Origin of the sequence: Paraneptunicella aestuarii, from assembly GCF_019900845.1 — a bacterium.
In the GTDB taxonomy this organism is placed as follows: domain Bacteria; phylum Pseudomonadota; class Gammaproteobacteria; order Enterobacterales; family Alteromonadaceae; genus Paraneptunicella; species Paraneptunicella aestuarii.
Genome location: NZ_CP074570.1, coordinates 2,585,266 through 2,605,439 on the forward strand (window position 1 = coordinate 2,585,266; position 20,174 = coordinate 2,605,439).

At 47.1% G+C, this 20,174-nt stretch carries 1 protein-coding gene (running past one end of the window); it reads right to left on the reverse strand.

All coding sequences use genetic code 11. The features are described from left to right. Positions 1-20,034, reverse strand: partial view of an SDR family NAD(P)-dependent oxidoreductase gene (locus tag KIH87_RS10445; protein ID WP_232357836.1) — the 5' portion only. Its footprint begins 6,345 nt before the window's first position; the window shows 20,034 of its 26,379 coding nt (coding positions 1-20,034); the start codon lies at positions 20,032-20,034; its stop codon lies off the left edge, out of view. Positions 20,035-20,174: the final 140 nt, after the last annotated feature.

Below are 20,174 nucleotides of genomic sequence, written 5' to 3' on the forward strand. Positions count from 1 at the left end.
ATCTAAACCGAGGTCGAGAAATTGCGATTCCTCTTCAATCATTTCCTCGTCTAAAAACAACTCTTCTGCTAAGAGTTTTTTGAGAGTGGGCATTATCGAGTTCAAAATATTTTCGCCTAAAGAGTGATTTAATGTGTCATGGTCGCTTTTAGCAGCAGAGCCAAATTCTGCGTCTTCATGAAAACTTTCCTGGATCTGAGACAGAGCTTGAGAATTGTTAACAAAGGTTTTGCCGTGCATGGCCAGCTCTAGTTCGTAGATGTGCTCCAGCTCGTTTCTCAGTGTTCGGGTGAATTGTTGTTTCAGCGCTACCAACGTGCTGCGCGGCAGTTGTGCAATTCGCTGCGCCAGAACCATCGCAGCCTCATACACTTGCTTCCTTGGTAGCACAGGCATAACAATGCCTCGGTGATCAATATCGTTGCCTTTGTATTCGCTCGCGGTCATGAGGAATTCTCTGGCGAGTTCCATGCCGAATTGATGAGGGAATAACAAGGTAGAACCTGCTCCCGGCGTGAAACCGTAGCTCATAAAACGTGTGCTGTAGATGCTCTCTCGACTAAAGTAAACAAAGTCAGAGAACATTCCCAAAGTCCAGCCTGCACCAATACCATGCCCTTGCATGGCGGCAATTACCGGTATTTTGCAGTGAATGGGAAACTCATAAATGGGCGCATCGGAGTATTTAAACAATCCTTCCTGAATGGCAATAAGCCCTTCTTTTGTGCCTCCCGATGCGAAATACGAGTCATAACCTGTCAGCACCACCACTTTATAAGCAGGTGTTTGTTCAATGTGCTGGAACACCTCGGTGATACCCGCCACGAAATCGGCGGTGAACAGGTTTTTGGAATCCCGGTCGAGCAGTTTAACCAGCAACACACCGTCTGGGTACACAGTGGCTTCCATCACCTTTGATGCCAACGCAACTCTTGTGGGTTCAGTGACAACAAGTGAAGTGTTGCCATGTTCCTGAATGATTTCATCCGGTGGCAAGCTGGCCAACTGCTCAAGCGTGGCAACTATGCGCAGCTTGCTATTCACAAATATTGAAGAATTCGAATCAGACCAGGTTTTAGCCAGCTTAATGGCTCTCACCAATACCTGTTCTGCAGGCACTGCGGTTAAGGCAGGTTGCCTTTGTTTTAATTCACTGCCCGTGAACATGGATGTCGCAAAGAGTACCTGCTTGGCCAGGTGATGACCCAAACGAAACGACAGCAATGCGACATCGTTGTAAATGCCGTTTTTGCTTGTGTAGTGATAACTGCCGCTTTCATTGTAAATACAAGCGTCACAACACAGGCTCAAGAACCAGGCGGCATTACTGGCGTTATATTCAAGCGCCGCAATAACCGGAATACGAGATTGTAAAAACAGTGCTTGCAAGCGAGGAACATATTTATCATACGTCGCCGTATCCATGGGCAGAAAATCAGGGCTTGAGCTACTTAGCACGATGGCTCTGTAACCCGGATCGCTGTGCAATTGTGCAAACAAGGTTTCTAACGCAGTAACCAACGCATCAATGTCATTTTTCGGCTCGTAAGGCAGCACCTTAACTAACACAACGCCTGACTCATCAGCTTCTACTGCAAGCAGTTTAGAGGGGCTATTAATCATCCTCTGCGACGACACTTGAGCAACCGCCTGGTTGGCAATCGTGTCAACGACAGAGAATTGATTCACAAGGCTGCGGCTTTTTCTGCTTAAGTGCTGTTTTAGTTCTCGTAGCGATATCTGCGGCATACCCGCAAACACCTTGGCTAACTCAAGTGCAGACGCCAACACCTGTTCGCTTGCCACAAACTTGCTGCCCCAGCCTTTGATTGCCAAATCAGAACCTTTTGGCATCTCAATGGAATACAACAAATCGTTGGACAATACCTGACCAAATCGCTCAGCGAAAAACGCATCTTCTTGCTCGCTGGGGAACAAGCCTTGTTGGCTTTGGCTACCTACTTGAGTATCCGATTGGCGATAAGAATGGCTTACTGGCTGAGTATAGAAGTATAGGTTGTCTTGACTGCAAATCATGAAGTCACACAAGCTACCAATAAAGAACCCCGCTCCGATGGCATTGCCTTGCATCGCCGCAATGACGGGATACGGGAAACTCGCAAGTTTTTTGTGCAATTCTTGAGTGATAGCATGGTTCATTTCTGCCCTGCCGCCACTCATAAAGCTTTGCTCTGTGCCGCTAAGAATGAGCACTTTAATGTCGCTTTTCTCAGCAACGGCTTCAAGTGATTGAAGCAACTGCTGCACCATCGCCTCTGTTAGTACATTAGTATTGCCCTCGGCTGCAATATGCAGTGAATACACGCCTTGCTCGTGATCCTGTAAATGAATCATAGGTATTTGTTTCGTTTCTCTTTCTTCTCTTTCACTTTCGATTTGCCTGGTCGCCATTGGCAGCGCTTCTACAAGCACGGTTTCAGATAACCGGGAAAGACTAACTATTGAAGCTTTGCGAGGCGTTGCCAACGAGCGTTGATATGCTCTTGCCGCTTCGTTAGGCTGCGATAAGCTGATAACTTTCGAAGAGCGGCTCTCTTTTTGGGTATCCCGTTTTATGTCCACTCTGGCAACAACGGCTGTATCTATTTTTTCTGCCGGAACTGCCGCTTTCTCAAATTGAACAGGTGCAGCTGTCGAAGTTGCTTGCAGTTCTTTCTTCATGTCGGGGGATTTTATGGCTTCAACAATCCAGTATTTCTTCTTGTCGAACGGGTACACAGGCAGGCTAACGCGCTTAGGTTTAGCCGTCATAGTGCCGTATAACTTATCCCAGGCAATGGTTAAACCTTTCGCCCAGATTGATAGCAATTCAGGCAAGTTATGTGTGGCTAGCCATTCGTTTACCTCTTCTTGCCAATCGTCATTGGCTTTAAATTCCAATAACGCGTCTTTATTGGCTTTAATTTTGCCAATGTAGAACGGATTCTCTTGTAAATTGCCTTGTAGATGGCCTTGCAAATAGTCCCGCAGCTTGCTTTCCAGCTCTTGCATACTGCTAACCACAAAGCCAAGGCGTTCTTCCATGGCTTCTCGACCTACCTGTAAGGTATATGCCACCGATTCCAACGACAACGTGCGTACCTGAATACACTGCAATAAATCTTTTGCGCGTTGTTGTAACTGAGGTCTGGTGCGTGCCGACAAGACAATAGCAACCGGTTCGCCTGGCTCTGCACTGCGGTTTGGAGCAACAAGAGTCTGCCCATAGCTTTGATCATAACTTTGCAAAATCACATGAGCATTGGCTCCACCTGCGCCAAAAGATGAAATACCCGCGAATAACGGCTTGGCGTTATTACCTTCATTTGACTCTTCATCTCTTTTACCTTTATCCCCAGTCCAGGCACTCAGGCTTTGATTCACCACAAACGGCGTTTTTTCAAAGTTGATATTAGGGTTCAGGGTGGCAGAGTGCAGGCTCGGTACAATTTGCTTGTGTTGCATTTGCAGGATGATTTTTGTCACCCCGGCAATGCCTGCGGCAGCCTCTAAATGACCAATATTGGATTTCACCGAACCTATTTTGCAAAAGCCCGATTCCTGAGTGTCTTTTGCGAAGGCTTGAGACAAACCGGTAATTTCAATGGGGTCGCCCAGTTCAGTTCCGGTTCCGTGCGCTTCGATATAACTAATATCGCGCGCACTAATGCCAGCTTTGTCTAACGTAGAACGGATCAACTCCGCCTGTGCTCCAGGGTGAGGTATGGTGTAACCATTGGTTTTGCCACCATGATTAATGCCTGTGGCACGCACCACGGCATGAATGACATCGCCACTTTCAATGGCTAGGCTGAGCGGTTTTAACAACACCGCCCCAGCGCCCTCACCGGGCACAAAACCATTGCCACCTATGCCAAAGCTTTTGCATTGACCGTCTTGAGATAACATCTGTTGCGAGCACAAACCTACATAATTCGACGGGTGAAGGTACAGGTTCACCCCGCCCGCCAAGGCCAATTCGCAGTCACCACGGCGAATATGCTCACAGGCTTCGTGGATCGCCGTTAACGACGAGGAACACATGGTATCCACCGGCATACTTGGGCCACGGGCATTGAGGAAATACGACAAACGATTCGCTACCGAGCTAAAGGAAGTGTGCGGAAATAGTCTGGCATCTTGCTTCCACAACTCAGGCCCATACAGGTTAAACCCCGCTTTGGTAATACCCACAAACACACCCAGGCGTTGTTGATATTGCTGTTTTAAAACCGTTCGCGTGTAACCGGCATCTTCAAGGGTATTCCATGCCACCTGCAAAAACAGTCGCTCCTGCGGATCAGTATTCATCGCTTCTCTGGGCGAGATGTTAAAGAACAGCGGGTCGAACTCAGCAAACTGCTCAACAAATCCGCCCCATTTGCTGTAGCTCTTACCTTGTTTTACCGCTTCTTCTTTGTCTGGATGGAAAAATCCGTCTAGAGACCAGCGATCTCCAGGCACTTCCGTGATGCAATCTTTACCTGTTTTGAGGTTTTCCCAATATTGCTCCAGATTATCCGCCTGCGGGTAAATACCGCTGAGGCCAATAATGGCAATAGGTGCCTCAACAGAGGTTGCACCAGAGGCGCTCACACGTGAGACATTCGCAGGATTATTTTGTGATTTGAACGACAGCAACGCCGGAAAATTGCCAGATGTTTGTCGCGGTGTAGTCTCTTGCGCAGATTGAGCGCCAAGCGTTTTATCTAAACCAGTCCAACGTAAACATGTCTGAGTGTGGGCGCTGACGAAATATTTCGTCAACAACTCCAATGTTTCGTATTCGAAGAATAAGGTTTTTGAAATGTCGCCAAATACGCTCTCCAGTTTTTGGTTTAAGCGTGCAATCAGCACAGAATCAATACCGTAAGACTCCAGCACTTCATTTTCATCTATTTTGGCAACCGGTACTTTAGTGGCTTCTTCAAACAACGCTTTGACCTTCTGCAACGACAGTTTGTGCAGCTGCTTATAGTCAATGTCGGTTATATCACTGGCACTAATTGCTAATGGCTCGTTTGGCTGCGATTGTTTTGGTTCTCTGACCTGATCGTTTAAAACGCGGCCTTGCAGGCTTGCAAGGTTGTTTTTCAATGTATGGAGTACACCTTCCACCACCAAAATCTGGGAAGGTTTCTCATGCAGCGCTTGATAGAAAGCATGAATGCCCGACTCAGTGCGCATAGCAACCATCCCCGTGGTTTGCTTCATCAACGCTTCGGTGCTGTCGTCAACATGCATACCGCCTTCTTTCCACAAAGGCCAGTTGATAGACACGGTTCGACCATAACGCTTCTGAGAGCCAACCAGATGGTTGCGGTACTGAGCGAACTGATCCATAAAAGCATTCGCCGCCGCATAATCTGCCTGCCCCGCATTACCCATTGCCCCAGAGCCAGAAGAAAACAAGGCAAAGAAATCCAAATTCAGACTTTGGCTTGCCTGGTCAAGGTTCACTACTCCGGTCACTTTTGGCGCTAAGACTTTCTCGAACTCTTGCTTTGATTTTTTGAGAATGAAATTATCAGCAATAACCCCCGCACTATGAATGATGCCGTCTAAGCCACCATAGCGGTGTTGAATATGTTCGAACAGCGCTTTTACAGAATCTTGTTCTGTTACGTCCACAGCACGGTATTCCACACAAGGTCTGTCGACATTTAACCCATCCAGCAACGCCTGCTTTTCAGCAGACAGCACTGAGCGACCAGTGAGTATTAACCGGGCATGACGGGTGTTGTTAATGATGTCTTGAGCAAAAACCAGCCCTAAACCACCCAATCCCCCAGTGATCAGGTAAACACCGCGTTCTTTGTAGACAGAATCCAATGAGTGCGTTGCCTGGCGTTCGATTACTTGAAGTTCTTGCCAATGTTGAACATATCGCGTGTTGTTCTCATATTTAATCACGGAGTCAACGAACTGTTGAGCATTCTGTTGAAGCTGTTTAGCCACTTCCGCGGTAGTAGATAACGTGTCTATTTGAACAACTTGCCCCACTATGTTGGGGTTTTCCAGAGTTGCGGTTTTCAACAAGCCCGAAAGCCCCGTAAACAAGGAACCGGTTTGAGTATTCGGTATGACGATCTGAACAAGCACTTTTTGCGTTGGCTTAGCCAATATCAATCCTTTAAGCTGTTCAAAACATGCCAGTGCATATTCTCTGTATTTCTTGCTAAATTGTACGCCGAGATCTTCACCGCCCGCCTCTATCAGAGCCGGTAAACTCACACATTGACTTGATGGCACCTGAGCAGCCAGTTCGTTCAACTGAATACCGCTTACACCGCACAACACAATGTGATGCTCAGCATAGGCTTGAGTGCTATTCGTTTGAGTAGTTGGCACAGGCTGCCACACGGGTTTAGTCATTAATGTAGCGATAACTTCCCTGGTATGAATATCCTCCTGGACTTGAGTTTGGGTCTGTGATGGGTCAGCAACCTGCTCTTCAAACTCGCGAGTAGATAACCCGGTCATTCTCACACAAACACGTCCCTGTGCATCACACAAGTCTATGTCCAAAGCTTGGCTTGTTTGCTTATCTGACACTCTCACCCAGGCAAACAGAGTATTGGCACAAGGCGCTATCACATCAAGGGATGCCATAGAGAATGGCACAAACTGTTTGATGGCTGCTCGCATTGGCTGCAAATCGTCGCTGTTAAGAATCAAACTGATCGCAGCCTGGAACGCCGCATCCATTAGGCTTGGATGAAGTACGTAATCGCTTTGTGTTGCTGTTGTAGTTACAGACATCGGTAAACGTAATGTCGCCAAGGCTTGAGCTTTGGTTTGCCCATCACTTAATTGAATACTGTCTAGCCCTTGAAGCCCTGCACCATACTCCAGCCCCATAGGTTTAAGTGCTTGATAGCAGGTGTGGCTGTCTAAGATTGTATGCGTAAGCTGCGAGCGAATATGAGCAAGATCCAGTTCACGTTCAAAGCCAGGTTCAGCCGCTTCCAAATCAATAAACTGCGCCGCTCCCTGGAAATGGATAACACGCTCGTTCTGTTCCATGCTGCTGTACATTTCATATTGGATTTTGCCATCAGCATTACCAAACAAGCTGGTGTGCAACTCTGTTACGGGCTGATTCTCTCCATTTATTTTCTCCCCATCCACCTTCTCTCCGGCATTCATTGGCAATGCTGCTCCCCAAACGAGGTCGCGCAAGCTCAACGCGGTAAAGCGAGATTTTCCTGTGGCTTTTTCCACCGCAACACGAGCCATTTCCAAATAGCTCGCACTTGGCAAGAGTTTCACGCCATTAACGCGATGATCGCTTAAGAAGAATTCCGTACCTGTAAAGCGGGAAGTAAAACGCTGTTCCGACAACTCGGAAGTGTTCTCATGAATCAATGGGTGAATAACGCTACGAGTGATTGCATTGAGCTGCCCCCCAATAGCGTCTCGACTTTCGCCGCCAGCACTATTTAGCAGATCGCTAATCCAGTATTTCTCTTGAGCAAAAGGGTATGTCGGCAGGCTAATACGCTGAGGCTTTGCATCACCATAAAGGGTATTCCAATCAAACTGGAAGCCTTTTACCCACAGTTCCAGCAACTTAAAAATCTTTTCCGGGCTGATCCATTGTTCGATGGCATATTGCAGATCTTTGTCACCGGTTAATACCGACAAGGCCTCTTTGTTATCTTTAACGCGACCATAGTACAGGTCTTCAACCTCTTGTTGTTCATCAAGGTAAGCCTGGAGTTTTTCTGCCAACTGCGACACAGAATGAACGATAACCCCTAAACGCTCTTCCATAGCTTCACGACCAACTTGTAAGGTGTAAGCAAGGTTGAGTAAATCTACAGGCTCATCATCTCTTTGAATAAACGCCAACAGGTTACTGACCATTTCCTGTAACTGCACAGAGGTTCTGGCTGACAATGGCACAACAACGGGAGTGTCCGATACGGTAACAGGCTCTCGTTTTTCCCGTCGATATTCGGAAATAATCATATGGGCATTACTGCCCCCAGCACCAAAAGATGAAATACCCGCAATTAAAGGCTGTTCACGACCTTCAATAACCGGACGCTGCCAGTCTTTTAGCGTTTGGTTAACCACAAACGGCGTGCGTTCAAAATCAATATTCGGATTGAGCGTTGAGGAATGCAGCGAAGGCACAATTTTCTCGTGTTTCATTTGCAGAAGCACTTTAGTCACGCCAGCAATACCCGCAGCGCCTTCACAATGACCAATATTGGATTTTGCTGAGCCTATTTTGCAGAACCCGGTATTCTGGGCTGCTTTGCCAAAAGCCTGCGTGAGTCCAGCAATTTCTATAGGGTCGCCCAACTTGGTACCCGTACCGTGAGCTTCAATATAACTGATGCAACCGGGATCGACCTGAGATTCTGCCAAAGCAACTTCAATAGCGTTGCGCTGTGCTTTCGGATTGGGAACCGTGTAACCATTGGTTTTGCCACCGTGATTGATCGCGCTGCCAAGGATAACACCATGAATATTGTCAGCATCGTCGATGGCATCTTGCAGGCGTTTAAGTAACACCACACCAACACCCTCACCCGGGATATAACCGTCACCGCCTTCACCAAAGCTTTCACAATGCCCTTTGGTTGAAATAAACTGCCCAGCACTCAACATCAAGTATTTGTTCGGGTGAATGGTCACATTCGTACCACCCGCAATGGCCAGATCGGTTTTATGATGTTTGAGATCCTGACAAGCCAGGTGAATGGCGGTGAGAGACGATGAACACATAGAGTCCACAGCCATACTTGGGCCATGCAAATTCAGTATGTAAGAAACACGGTTAGCAATGCTGGCGTAACTGCCCGACAGCGCCATACGATTGCCCTTTAAGCTTTCTTCAGCACCAAAAAGCGGGTATTCGCCGTACATCACCCCGGCATACACCCCAACTTGTCCAGCCAATCTTATTTCTGGATAGGATGTATCACGCTTGACTGTATGCAACGTTTCGCGCGTATAGCCCGCATCTTCAATAGCCATCCACACATGTTGCAAAAACAAACGTTCTTGCGGATCCATTACCATTGCTTCGAGCGGTGATATATTAAAGAACAAGGGATCGAACTCATCGACACCGTCAATAAATCCCCCCCATTTGCTGTAATGTGCGCCGTTTTGGTTGCGATCTTCGGTGAAATACGACTGCCAGTTCCAACGTGAAGCCGGTACTTCTGTGATGCAATCATTACCCGCTTGCAAATTGTGCCAATAATCTTGCAGATTACGCGATTGCGGGTAACGACCACTTAAACCAACAATAGCAATGTTTAAAGCTGACGTTTCCGACTGGCGAGTTTGGCTCAAAACTGGCGTAAAGCGTTTTCTCTTACGCACGCTGGAGATATGTTTCTGTTCTGCTGTTGCCTCAGCTTGCAGCAGTGAAGCTACTGCACGTGTATCTGGCGCTTTTTCCTTCACTCCTGAATCAAACAGCGAAACCAGTGTGGCATGGTGAGATTCAACCAAATACTCGGTTAGCTCTGCGATGGTTTGATATTCAAAGAACAAGGTTTTAGACAAAGAACCAAAGGTTTTCTCCAACTGATTGGTTAGGCTGACGGCAAGAATAGAATCCATGCCGTATTGCTCCAGTGGTGCTTGCACGTCTATTTGAGCTGACGGCAACTTCAATACAGTTGAAAAATGTCTCTTCAAATATTGCAGTGTTTTTTCGGTCAGGTTGCTAGCCGCTGGCTCATGACTCAATAAAACCGGGCGCTCTTGAGTTGGTGTCTGTTCAACAAGCACCTCGGACACAGGAGAAGCTAAAACAGCGGCGCGCATTTGCGCCAGTTCACCTTCCATGACCAACACCTGCCCTTGCTCTAGCTGTAAGCATTGGTGGAAAGCACTAATACCTGTTGTGGTGCTCATAGGAACCATGCCCGTGGCCTGCTTCATCATGGCTTCGGTAGTTTGATCAACACGCATACCGCCGTCTTTCCAAAGCGGCCAATTGATGGACACAGTGCGCCCTTTACGCAACTCGGTGCTTACTAAATGATTACGGTAATGAGCAAACTGATCCATGAAAGCATTAGCAGCAGCATAATCAGCCTGCCCCACATTGCCCATGGCACTGGTTGACGAAAACAGCACGAAAAAGTCTAGTGGCAAGCCTTTGCTTGCCAGATCAAGGTTAACCACTCCCGCCACCTTCGGCGCGAGTACATGTTTGAATTCCTCTTCCGACTTATTCAGGATAAAGTTGTCGGCGATGACACCTGCACTATGAATAATGCCATTCAAACCGTTGCAGGTTTGTTGAATATGCTTAATCAAGTCGTTGACTTGCTCTGCCTGCGTTACATCAACACAGCGATATTCCACTTCACCATTTTGCGCGTTTAACGCATTGATGAGTGTTTGTTTTTCAGGTGTCAGCGGTGAACGCCCGGTAAGTATCAACTTAACATTGGCGGTATGGCTAAGAATATCGTTAGCCAATAACAACCCTATACCACCTAACCCACCAGTGATCAGATATACGCCGCCATCCTTGCAGGCATGGTTTGATTGCGATGCATCACTCTGAAGCTCTTCCCAGCCTTGCACCAGGCGTGTGTTATTTTGGTATTTCACAACCGAAAGACTGGGCTGCTGAGCACTTTGCTGCAACTGTTCCGCCACCGCTGCCGTGCTCGCTGTAGAATCAATGAGAATAATTTGTCCAAGAATATTCGGATTCTCTAACGCTGCCGCTTTCAATAACCCTGACAATCCTGAGAATATAGCGCCCGTTTGAGTATTCGGAACAAGAATTTGAACCAGCACTTTTGCCTTAGGTTTAGCCTGCATCAAGGCTTTAAGCTGAGCAAAACAGGCCACTGCGTATTCGCTATACTGGGCGGCAACGTCTTCCTCTGATGCCTGCGATAACAAGAGGTGAGACTGAATTAATGATGTTGCATCAGAAGATACCGGCTCTGAAGACAATAAACGTGATAACTCATTGGTGTCTATCGAGTCTATTCCACACAAAACAATGTGTCGCTCTGCGTAAGTTTGCAGCTCAGAAACAGCAGGCGCGGTCTGCCACACGGGTTTGGCGAGCAATGTACTGGTTTGCGTCTCGCCAATGGCATTGTCAAGAACGCGCGACGAGAATCCTCTCATTCGTACGCACACCTGCCCCAACTCATCGCACAAGTCGATATCCAGTTTTTGGACGCGCTTGGATTGTGTCGCTTTTACCGGCTTTGAAGAATCATTTGTAGACGCTAATTCTGCCTTACGTACCCATGCATACATAGTCTGTGTACAGGCCGACATCACCACTAACGAATCCAGTGCAAAAGGCAACCCTACGCCTTTGGTTACGTTGTAGCCAGCGTCTTTGTTCAGGATCAATCCAATGGACGATTGCAGCGCCGAGTCAATCAAAGCCGGATGTAACAGATAATCCTGCTGCGTATTTAGCACCGCTTGTGGCAATGCCAGTTTTGCCAATACCTGCCCTTCGCCCTGATAGACTTCCACTATGCCTCGGTGGCCTTCACCATAGTTCAAGCCCATGGCATCGAACGCCTGATAACAGGTCTCAGCATCCAAAACACCTTGCGTCATGTGCGCTTTAATACTGTCTACATCCAGTGGCGAAAGCGTTTCTTTTCTAGCAAACACCACCTCTCCCTGGGAATGAATGATTTCTTCACCCGCTGGAGTTTCACTGTAAATTTCGTAATGAAGCTGTTCATCAGCGGCTTCACCCAAGCCGATATTGACGGTTTTTGTATCATTAACCACTATGGGCTGTGCCCACACCACATTGTTGAGCGTAATGATGGTGTCTTGAGCAAGTTCACCGACAGATTGCTGAATAGCAGCGCGCGCCATCTCAAGGTAACCCACTCCCGGCAGGACTTTTTCACCTTTAACTCGATGATCCCGTAAGAAGAACTCATTACCGGTAAATATTGAGGTAAAGCGCTGTTCTGATAAGTCGGAGGTGTTCTTATGAAGCAGCGGATGAATATTGTTCTGTTGGCTAACCTGAGTTGTAGTTACTGTACTTGAAACCGGATACTTGTTCTGAATAAACGGATAAACAGGCAAGCTCGGGAGTCGTCTAACACTGCCGGTCTGATAAAGCGACTGGTTCAATGCTTGCCAATCAATGGCTACGCCTTCAACCCATAACTTGCTCAGTGTAATCAGATCTTGCGCGGCAATAGCGCTTTGAACCTGTTCACGGTTGTGATTACTGACAGCACCTGTTGATGTTTTACCTTTACGATACGGGTTGATCTCACCTGTAACAGTGGCATCTGAACTACCACCATTGATGGCAATGTTCAATGCTTCAAGTAATTGCGCCCGGCTTTGAACCACTATCGCCAAGCGGTGCTTCATGGCTTCGCGTCCAACCTGGAAGGTATACAGCAAGTTCGCGAGGTTCACCGTTGGGTGCTGTTCAACGTAGCAATGAATCGCTTCAAGATAGGGCTTTAACTGGCTTTTTGCCTTCGCCGATACCACCAACAACCCTTCTTGTTTCGGCTCATCAAGCAATTCATTGCCCAGGTATTCTTCAATAACTACATGAGCATTAGTGCCACTGCGTCCAAATGCACTGACCGCACCCATTCTTTTTTCGCCAGGATTGCGCTGCCAGTGTTTACTGGATTTGTTGACATAAAATGGGCTTGTCTGCCAATTGATATAATCACTTTCTTCCTGACAATGCAGGCTCGCAGGGATGGTTTTGTGCTTAATGGCACACAGCAAATTGATTACGCTGACTAACCCGGATGCCGCTAAGGTGTGACCCAGGTTGGTTTTGTTACTGGTTAAAGCGCAATATTGTTGTTTACTGGTTTGCCCTTTGAAAACCTCCATCAGGGCATTCACTTCAACCGGATCACCCAGATTAGTACCTGTTCCATGAGTAACAATGTAATCGAGTTGTTCAACATCAATGTTGTTTCTCAGATAAACGTCTTTAATTAACTCCGCTTGTGCTTCGCCATTGGGCGCAGTAACACCGTTGGTTTTACCGTCAAAGTTAATGCCGCTCGCTTTAACAAGGCCATAAACAGGGTCGTTGTTTGCCTCGGCGTCACTACGACGTTTGAGCACCAACACAGCCACCGATTCACCACCCACAATGCCATTAGCCTGATTAGAAAAGGTGTGGCATTTGCCGTCTTCTGACAACATTTTGCCTTGGCTCATCATGACATAGCTGGCTGAGCTTTGTAGCAAAGCAATACCGCCCACTAATGCCACATCGCTTTCTTTGTTTTGTAAGCTGGTGCAGGCTTGATGGAAGGCAACCAAACCCGAAGAACAAGCCGTATTAGTCGCGACTACCGGGCCCCTAAAGTTGAGGAAATAGGACAGGCGAGACGAGATCATAGCGCCGCCAGAGCTCGTTAGAGCAAGCCCGGTAGTACCAGCATCACCTTCGGTTTCATGTTCAAGTCTGGGCTGACCACCCTCTTCCATACCAACAAAAACACCCACTTTTTGCTTGCTCAACGCCGCAGGGTTGATGCCGCCGTCCTCCATGGCATGGTACGCTTCCATCAAGAACAGGCGCTCTTCTGGTGGCATATACTCAGCTTCACGAGGAGAGATTTCAAAGAACAAAGGATCGAATGTATCAATATCGGCAATCATTCCAGCCCATTTTGAATATGACTTATTGGGGTTTTTACCCGTTGCGTCATAGTAATCGCTGAGCCTTCCCCAACGAGATTCCGGAATGTCTTTTACGGCATTGGTTTCTGTTAGCAGAATGTCCCAGAAAGCATCGACTGTACGGGCATCAGGGAATTGACCACTCACGCCGACAATAGCGATATCTTCTTTGCTCCCCGCACCTGCAAAACCTTGTTTTCGGCTTCTTCGATGGGTCTGCGGTAATGCATTTGCTGGCTCTGCAACTCTGGCTGAGGCAGTAGAAACCTGTTGTACCTTAAATGTGGGGGCTTGATATAAATCAGCAAATTGCTCAGCGTAGGTAGCAAGCAGGTGATCACACAATTGACTCAAAGTAGTAAAACTGAAGAACACCGATGGCGTTATTTCTATGCCAAAGTCGCTGCTCATTGCTCGTGAGAATTTGGTCAGTCCGATGGAATCAAAACCAAAATCGGCAAAGTTAATGTCATCTTCAATTTGGTCAACAGGCACTTTTAAGATGCTTTCAACCATCTGTTTAACGTCAAGGCTGACACATTGAGCGATGTCGAGTCCTTTCAGGGCTTGACGCCAACGTTTGCCCGGTGCTTGTTGCGCTTCGACCAAGGTGTTGTTTAATGTGTTTTCGAGGGCTACAGGCGCTGTTTTCAGAGCCTCTGACGCATGTTCAAGCTCATCTTCAAGCTCTTGCCATTCAGGACGGTACTTGCGACTTAAGAAGTCGGCAATGCGAGCTTCATCACCGTTTAACACCAGAGTTTGAGCGTGACCCTTGGCTAAAATCGCTTCGAACGCCGCAATGCCTTGTTCTGTGGTTAACAAAGATTGACCACTGCTTTTTAAGTAGAACTCGGTGGCAGCTTCGTCACTCACTCCCATTCCACCGCTTTGCCACAATGGCCAATTAATGGCAATGTATTGCGGTTGTTCAGCTTGTTCTTGTCCTGTTTGCGCCTGGCGTTGACTTACCGCCATTTGGTAGCGCTTGCCTGCGGCGTAAGAACAACTACCCAAATCTCCTAAAATGGCTGAGGATGAACTGAAATAGCAAATCCATTCGCAGTGTTTAAAGGCCGCATTAATAGCATCAGTGCCTGCGATATTGGCAGATAACACACCGTTAAATTCATCCCAGGTAGCCTCGGTGATTTTTTTCTCAGGTTCAATGCCTGCCGAGTGAATCACACCATTAGGCATCCTGTTATTTTGCTCAAGCTCTATAGCTAAAGCTTGCAGTTTGCCGATATCGGTAATGGCGATGGCTTCATAACGTGCAGACGCCGCGCCTTCTGCTTTTAGGTTTTCTAAAATCTGTTGATGCTCTACAGTGGCGGCAGAGCGTCCTAATAGAATCAAGTTGGCGTGGTAATGTTTGGCTAGATAAGTCGCAAAGATCTTGCCCAAGCCCCCCATGCCGCCAGTGATCACATAAGTACCTTGTTGTTTCAAAGGCACACTGGCTGCCGGCTGGTATTGCACCGGTTTGATAGAAAGCTGCTGATGTTGCTGTTGGTTATAACGAAATACACCAACCCGTCCGATGCACTGGGCAATGGCCTCAGCCGACGGCACATCGTACACAATAGTGAAGCGCAATTTTGGTAATGCCAATGCCATCGAACGTTCAAAGCCGATCCAGGCTTGTTCATAGGCCGATTGACTGCTGCCCACTAAAATCAACTGCGATACGCTGGAGTTGCAAGATTGAATCAGTGTGAAAAGATTTTCTATGGTTTGAATGCTGTCTTTGCTCGAATGGTCTTTATTCGTTTCAGGACGGTAAATAACAGCAATTGAACCTTGTTCTTGCTCTTCACCAAGAGTCTGAAGTTGTTGTAATGCGTGCGACAACTCTTCTGTAGCTTGCCATTGTGTTACTTCCTGAATCATTTTTTCTTGTAATTCGTCTGCAATGGCATCGTTGACACCCACATACAGCACGCGGTCAAAACTCGCAGCAGGCTCTGCAACCGCAATATCTTGCCAATATTCTTGATACAGATTCAGGCTTGCCTCGACGTTGCGCTCACTCACAGGCGAGAAAGAAGGCTTAATGGAAGCTTTGACATGAGAATCATCCAGCCCCTGTTCAATCGCTTTTAGCACCACGGCACGCATCTTCACACATACCAGGCCTTGCTCGTCGGTAAGGTCAATATCGAGCATTGGTACGCTGGTGAGCACATTACCTGCATGAGTCTTATCTACATTAGTCTTGTCAGCATTGGTTTGAGGATTGCTATGACGTATCCACGCGTACATGTTTGAAGTACAAGGTGCGAAAATCTGCAACGACGACATGGCAGCTGGTACGAGTGCTTCACCAAGGGCTATAGCATTGGCCTGAAAGACAGAATCCAATAAACAAGGATGCAACACGTAACAGGATGTATGATTGCCAGCAGATTCAGGTAACGACAACCTGGCTAATATCTGATTATCACCTTGATACAGATCCTGTATGCTTTGGTACTCTGAGCTGTATTCATTGCCCATTTGCTTCAAGGCATGGTAGCAAGCTTCGGCACTCAAGCTGGAATGACGGGCTTGAGACTGAATCTGAGACTGGATCTCATTAATATTCAATACCGTCTGGACATCGGTCACTTTAAGCTGTGCGGAACCACTAAAATGCACCGTGGCATTGTCAGAAGAAGGTTCTGAACAGGTGTAAGTTTCAAACTGAATCTGACCACGTTGATCTTCAAACAACGCAATATGAATGTCTGATGTTTGTTCTTGATTTTTGCTGTTTTTACTCGCATCGGTCAAGACAACAGGTTGACCCCATACAAGGTGGTTCAATTGCATGGCAGCATGAGTTTTGGTCGCAATACCCGTAGCGTTAACAAGAGCTGCATGAGCCATTTCCAAATAGTTCACTTCTGCCATAACTGCCAGGTTGTGTCTCTGAGGGCAAGCCAATAGCGGTTCACTACCTGTAAAGCGAGAGGTATAACGCTGCTCGGTTAAATCCGAGGTGTTTTCATGTAATAACGGATGAAGCTTACTCGCGCCGTTACCAAACATACGACCACGGCTCTGCATTAGCGTTTCGGTTTTAGAAACGTAATAGTTTTCTTTAGCAAACGGATACACCGGCAAGTGAAGGCGCTGAACCGTTGTTTCGCCGTAGAACCCCTGCCAGTTTACTGAATAGCCTTGCATCCATAGCTCTGCGATTTTTTTCAACTTACCCTTTGCAATCCAGCGCGTTATCGCTTCTTGCAAATCGGGATCAGCATCAAACAGATCTGCTCCGCCTGTTTTTAAGTTAACTCGCGCATTCCAAACATTTTGTGTTTTGCCTTTAGCCAACCAGTTTTCTAGCTGTTGAATGGCTTGTTCGACACTGGTGGTAAGTAACATTAAGCGCTCTTCCATCGCCACTCGCCCGGTTTGCATTGTGAAGGCCAATGAACGCAAATCAGTATTTGGAAAGCGTTGTAAATGCGCCAAAAACGTTTGTGCATATTCTCGCAAACGTTCGCTGTTTTTTGCCGAAATAGGCAGTAGAACGGCTTGATTTTCCTGGGCTTTCTGCGCTATTGGCGAAATAGACGAAGAAGCAGACTGAGCAAGATATTCTTCTAAAATAACGTGAGCATTAGAGCCTGTAGCCCCAAAAGAGCTGATGCCAGCCCGTCGCGGTTGCCCGTTTGAGCTATGCCAGTCCTGAGTTTCTGTCTGCACATAAAACGGCGAAGATGGTAAGTCTAAATAAGGATTGATCACTTCTGAATGAAGCGATTTCACCAGGGTTTTATGGTGTAACTGCAAAATAGCTTTGGTTAAGCCACTAATGCCTGCTGCGCCTTCGGCGTGCCCCATATTAGATTTAACCGACCCTAAAGCACAGTATTGTTGCTTGTCGGTGAATTCTCTAAACGCTCTGTTCAATCCCTGAATTTCGATAGGATCGCCCAGTGACGTACCCGTACCATGAGCTTCGATATAACTGATAGTTTCCGGATTAATGCCTGTTTTTCGTAAGCACTCGGCAATCATTTCGCCTTGAGCAACTGGCGAAGGCACGGTAAAGCCACTCACTGTGCCAACATGGTTGATCGAGCTGCCTTTTAATACCGCATAAACCGCATCGCCATCAGCTTCAGCCTGCTGTAGAGGCTTGAGTAATATCACACCGACACCATCGGCAGAAACGTACCCGTCACCACCTGCACCGAAGGTATGGCAGTAGCCATCGCTCGAATGCATGTCGATCATGCCGTAAGACTGGTATTTATTGGGGTGCAGCGATAAGTTAACCCCACCCGCCAAAGCCACCTTGCTTTCGCCTTTAATCAAGCTTTCCATGGCAAGGTGAACGGCATTCAATGAAGAAGAACAAACCGTATCTATAACCAACGAGGGGCCATGAAAATCACAAAAATAAGACACCCGGTTGGCAATGGAGGCATAACTTAGGGTCAGCGGTATTTGATGACCTTCGTATACGGCTTCGTTTTGCAACAATGCATAGTCTTTATGCATGACACCAGCGAAGACTCCAACGGCTTTCCGCTTGTTTTTACCTTGAGGCACAACAAGATTGTTTGGCGTATAACCTGCATCTTCTATTGCCTCCCAGCTTACCTCTAGAAACAGGCGCTCTTGGGGATCCATCCATTCCGCTTCTTGAGGGGAAATTCTGAAAAAACGGGGATCGAAGCTGTAGGCATTATCAATAAAACCACCCCACTTCGATATAGGTTTACCTGACGGCGAGCTAAAGCCGTCAAACTGACGACTATCCCAACGATCCTCAGGTACTTCGGTGATGCAGTCTTTACCCGCTTTTAGATTGTCCCAAAATTCACTTAAATTTGACGCTTGAGGATAACGTCCCGACATACCAATAACAGCGATATCAGAACCTTGCACCTGAGTACCACCATTCACGCCTGCGCCTTGTTTCGCAGTATTAGCAAGGCGTGATGCATAAGGGTTATGTTGTCTGGTCGCGCGAGAAACTGGCGCACTATTTACAGCCTCGGTTTTGACTGGTTCGACTTTTACTGGTTCAGATGCCAGAGATGTTATTGATGCTGGTGCTGAATCTGGCAACGCAAAACATTCTTCCAAATGCTGCGCAAGGGAGGCAATAGTCGTGTATTCAAACAATAATGTGGGTGAAAGCGTTTCGCCCAGCACTGACTCGACGGTTTTCACCACTTCTAATAACATGGGTGAATCCAGCCCCAAGTCATAATAACCGCGATCTACCGCAATATCTTGCTCTTGCCGCCCTAACTTACTTGCAATAATGGACTGCAATAATGCGCTCATAGACTCAAGGGAGATATCGGCCTGCTCAGTTACAACAGATTGTGATGCTGGCTGACCTGCACTAATCAATCCGTCATGACGCACTAACTTGTTCTTAAAGTTCTTGAGTTCCCCAATCTTTTTACCGTCGGAATTAAAAAACTCCATGGTCACGCTGACCAGTTCTTCTTTAACCTGTACCGAATCTTGTTTTATGCGCACATAGCATTCACTGCCGAAGCTTTCGCTGGCGCTGAATGACTCATAAAACAAAGGTAAAAACAAACGCTGCTCGTCCGGTACATATTGCTCTAGCAATCTGCCAGTGCCCACGCCACTACCATCAATTAATGCCGGATGGAACATAAAATCATGAGCATTAAGTTCAGCTTGTTGATCAACGTTAATATGCATCCAGGTGTCGCCCTGTTCAGCAGACACCACACCACAGGCTTTCATTACGCCACTATGAATCAACCCTCGTTTGTGGCTGTTCTCATAGTATTTGGCAAGATCAATGGTTGGTACCTGACTACCAAGTACAGAGTCCAGGTCGATGGATTCTCTAAACGACACAGCCGAGGTAATGTGCATTTGCGCAGAAATATACAAAGCCGATGGAGTTGACTTCTCAACTGCGACTGACGCGTTAGCAATTTGAATATTGAAAACACCTTGTCGGATTTCTTCAGCATGCACTGACAACGTCACGGGCGCGTTGTCTGACACCATCAAGGGACGATATATAGATAGGTTTTTCAACACCATATGATGGTACGCATAACCCGCTTGCTCAAACCATTGATATAGAAAGTCAATCCATGCAAGGCCAGGAAATAATGCCTGCTCGAACACTTGATGCCCCGCTAAAATACGATGCTCGCAACCTAGCGTTAACTGCCAACACCCGGAGGGTTTAAAGGCATGATTCAGGGTTTTCAACACCGGTGCATGATTTTCCGGCGAAGCTCCGCCGTTGTCAGAAAATTGCAAGGTTCGAATGTCTACTCGGCGCATGGTTGGCCGAGACAACGGGGCTCGCTTACTCGTTGAAGGACTATCTGAAGCAGTATTTTTGCTTACCTGTGAACTGAGTTTATTGTTATCCATGTGTCTTTAAACCTGGTAATTTTGTACCACTGTTGACTGTTTTGATTGAGTCATTGGTCAAACGGCTTTCCTGCTGCTGAACGTGGTTTCAGCAACAGAAAAGAGGGTAAATTTAGAGAAAACTAACGTGAAAGACTGAC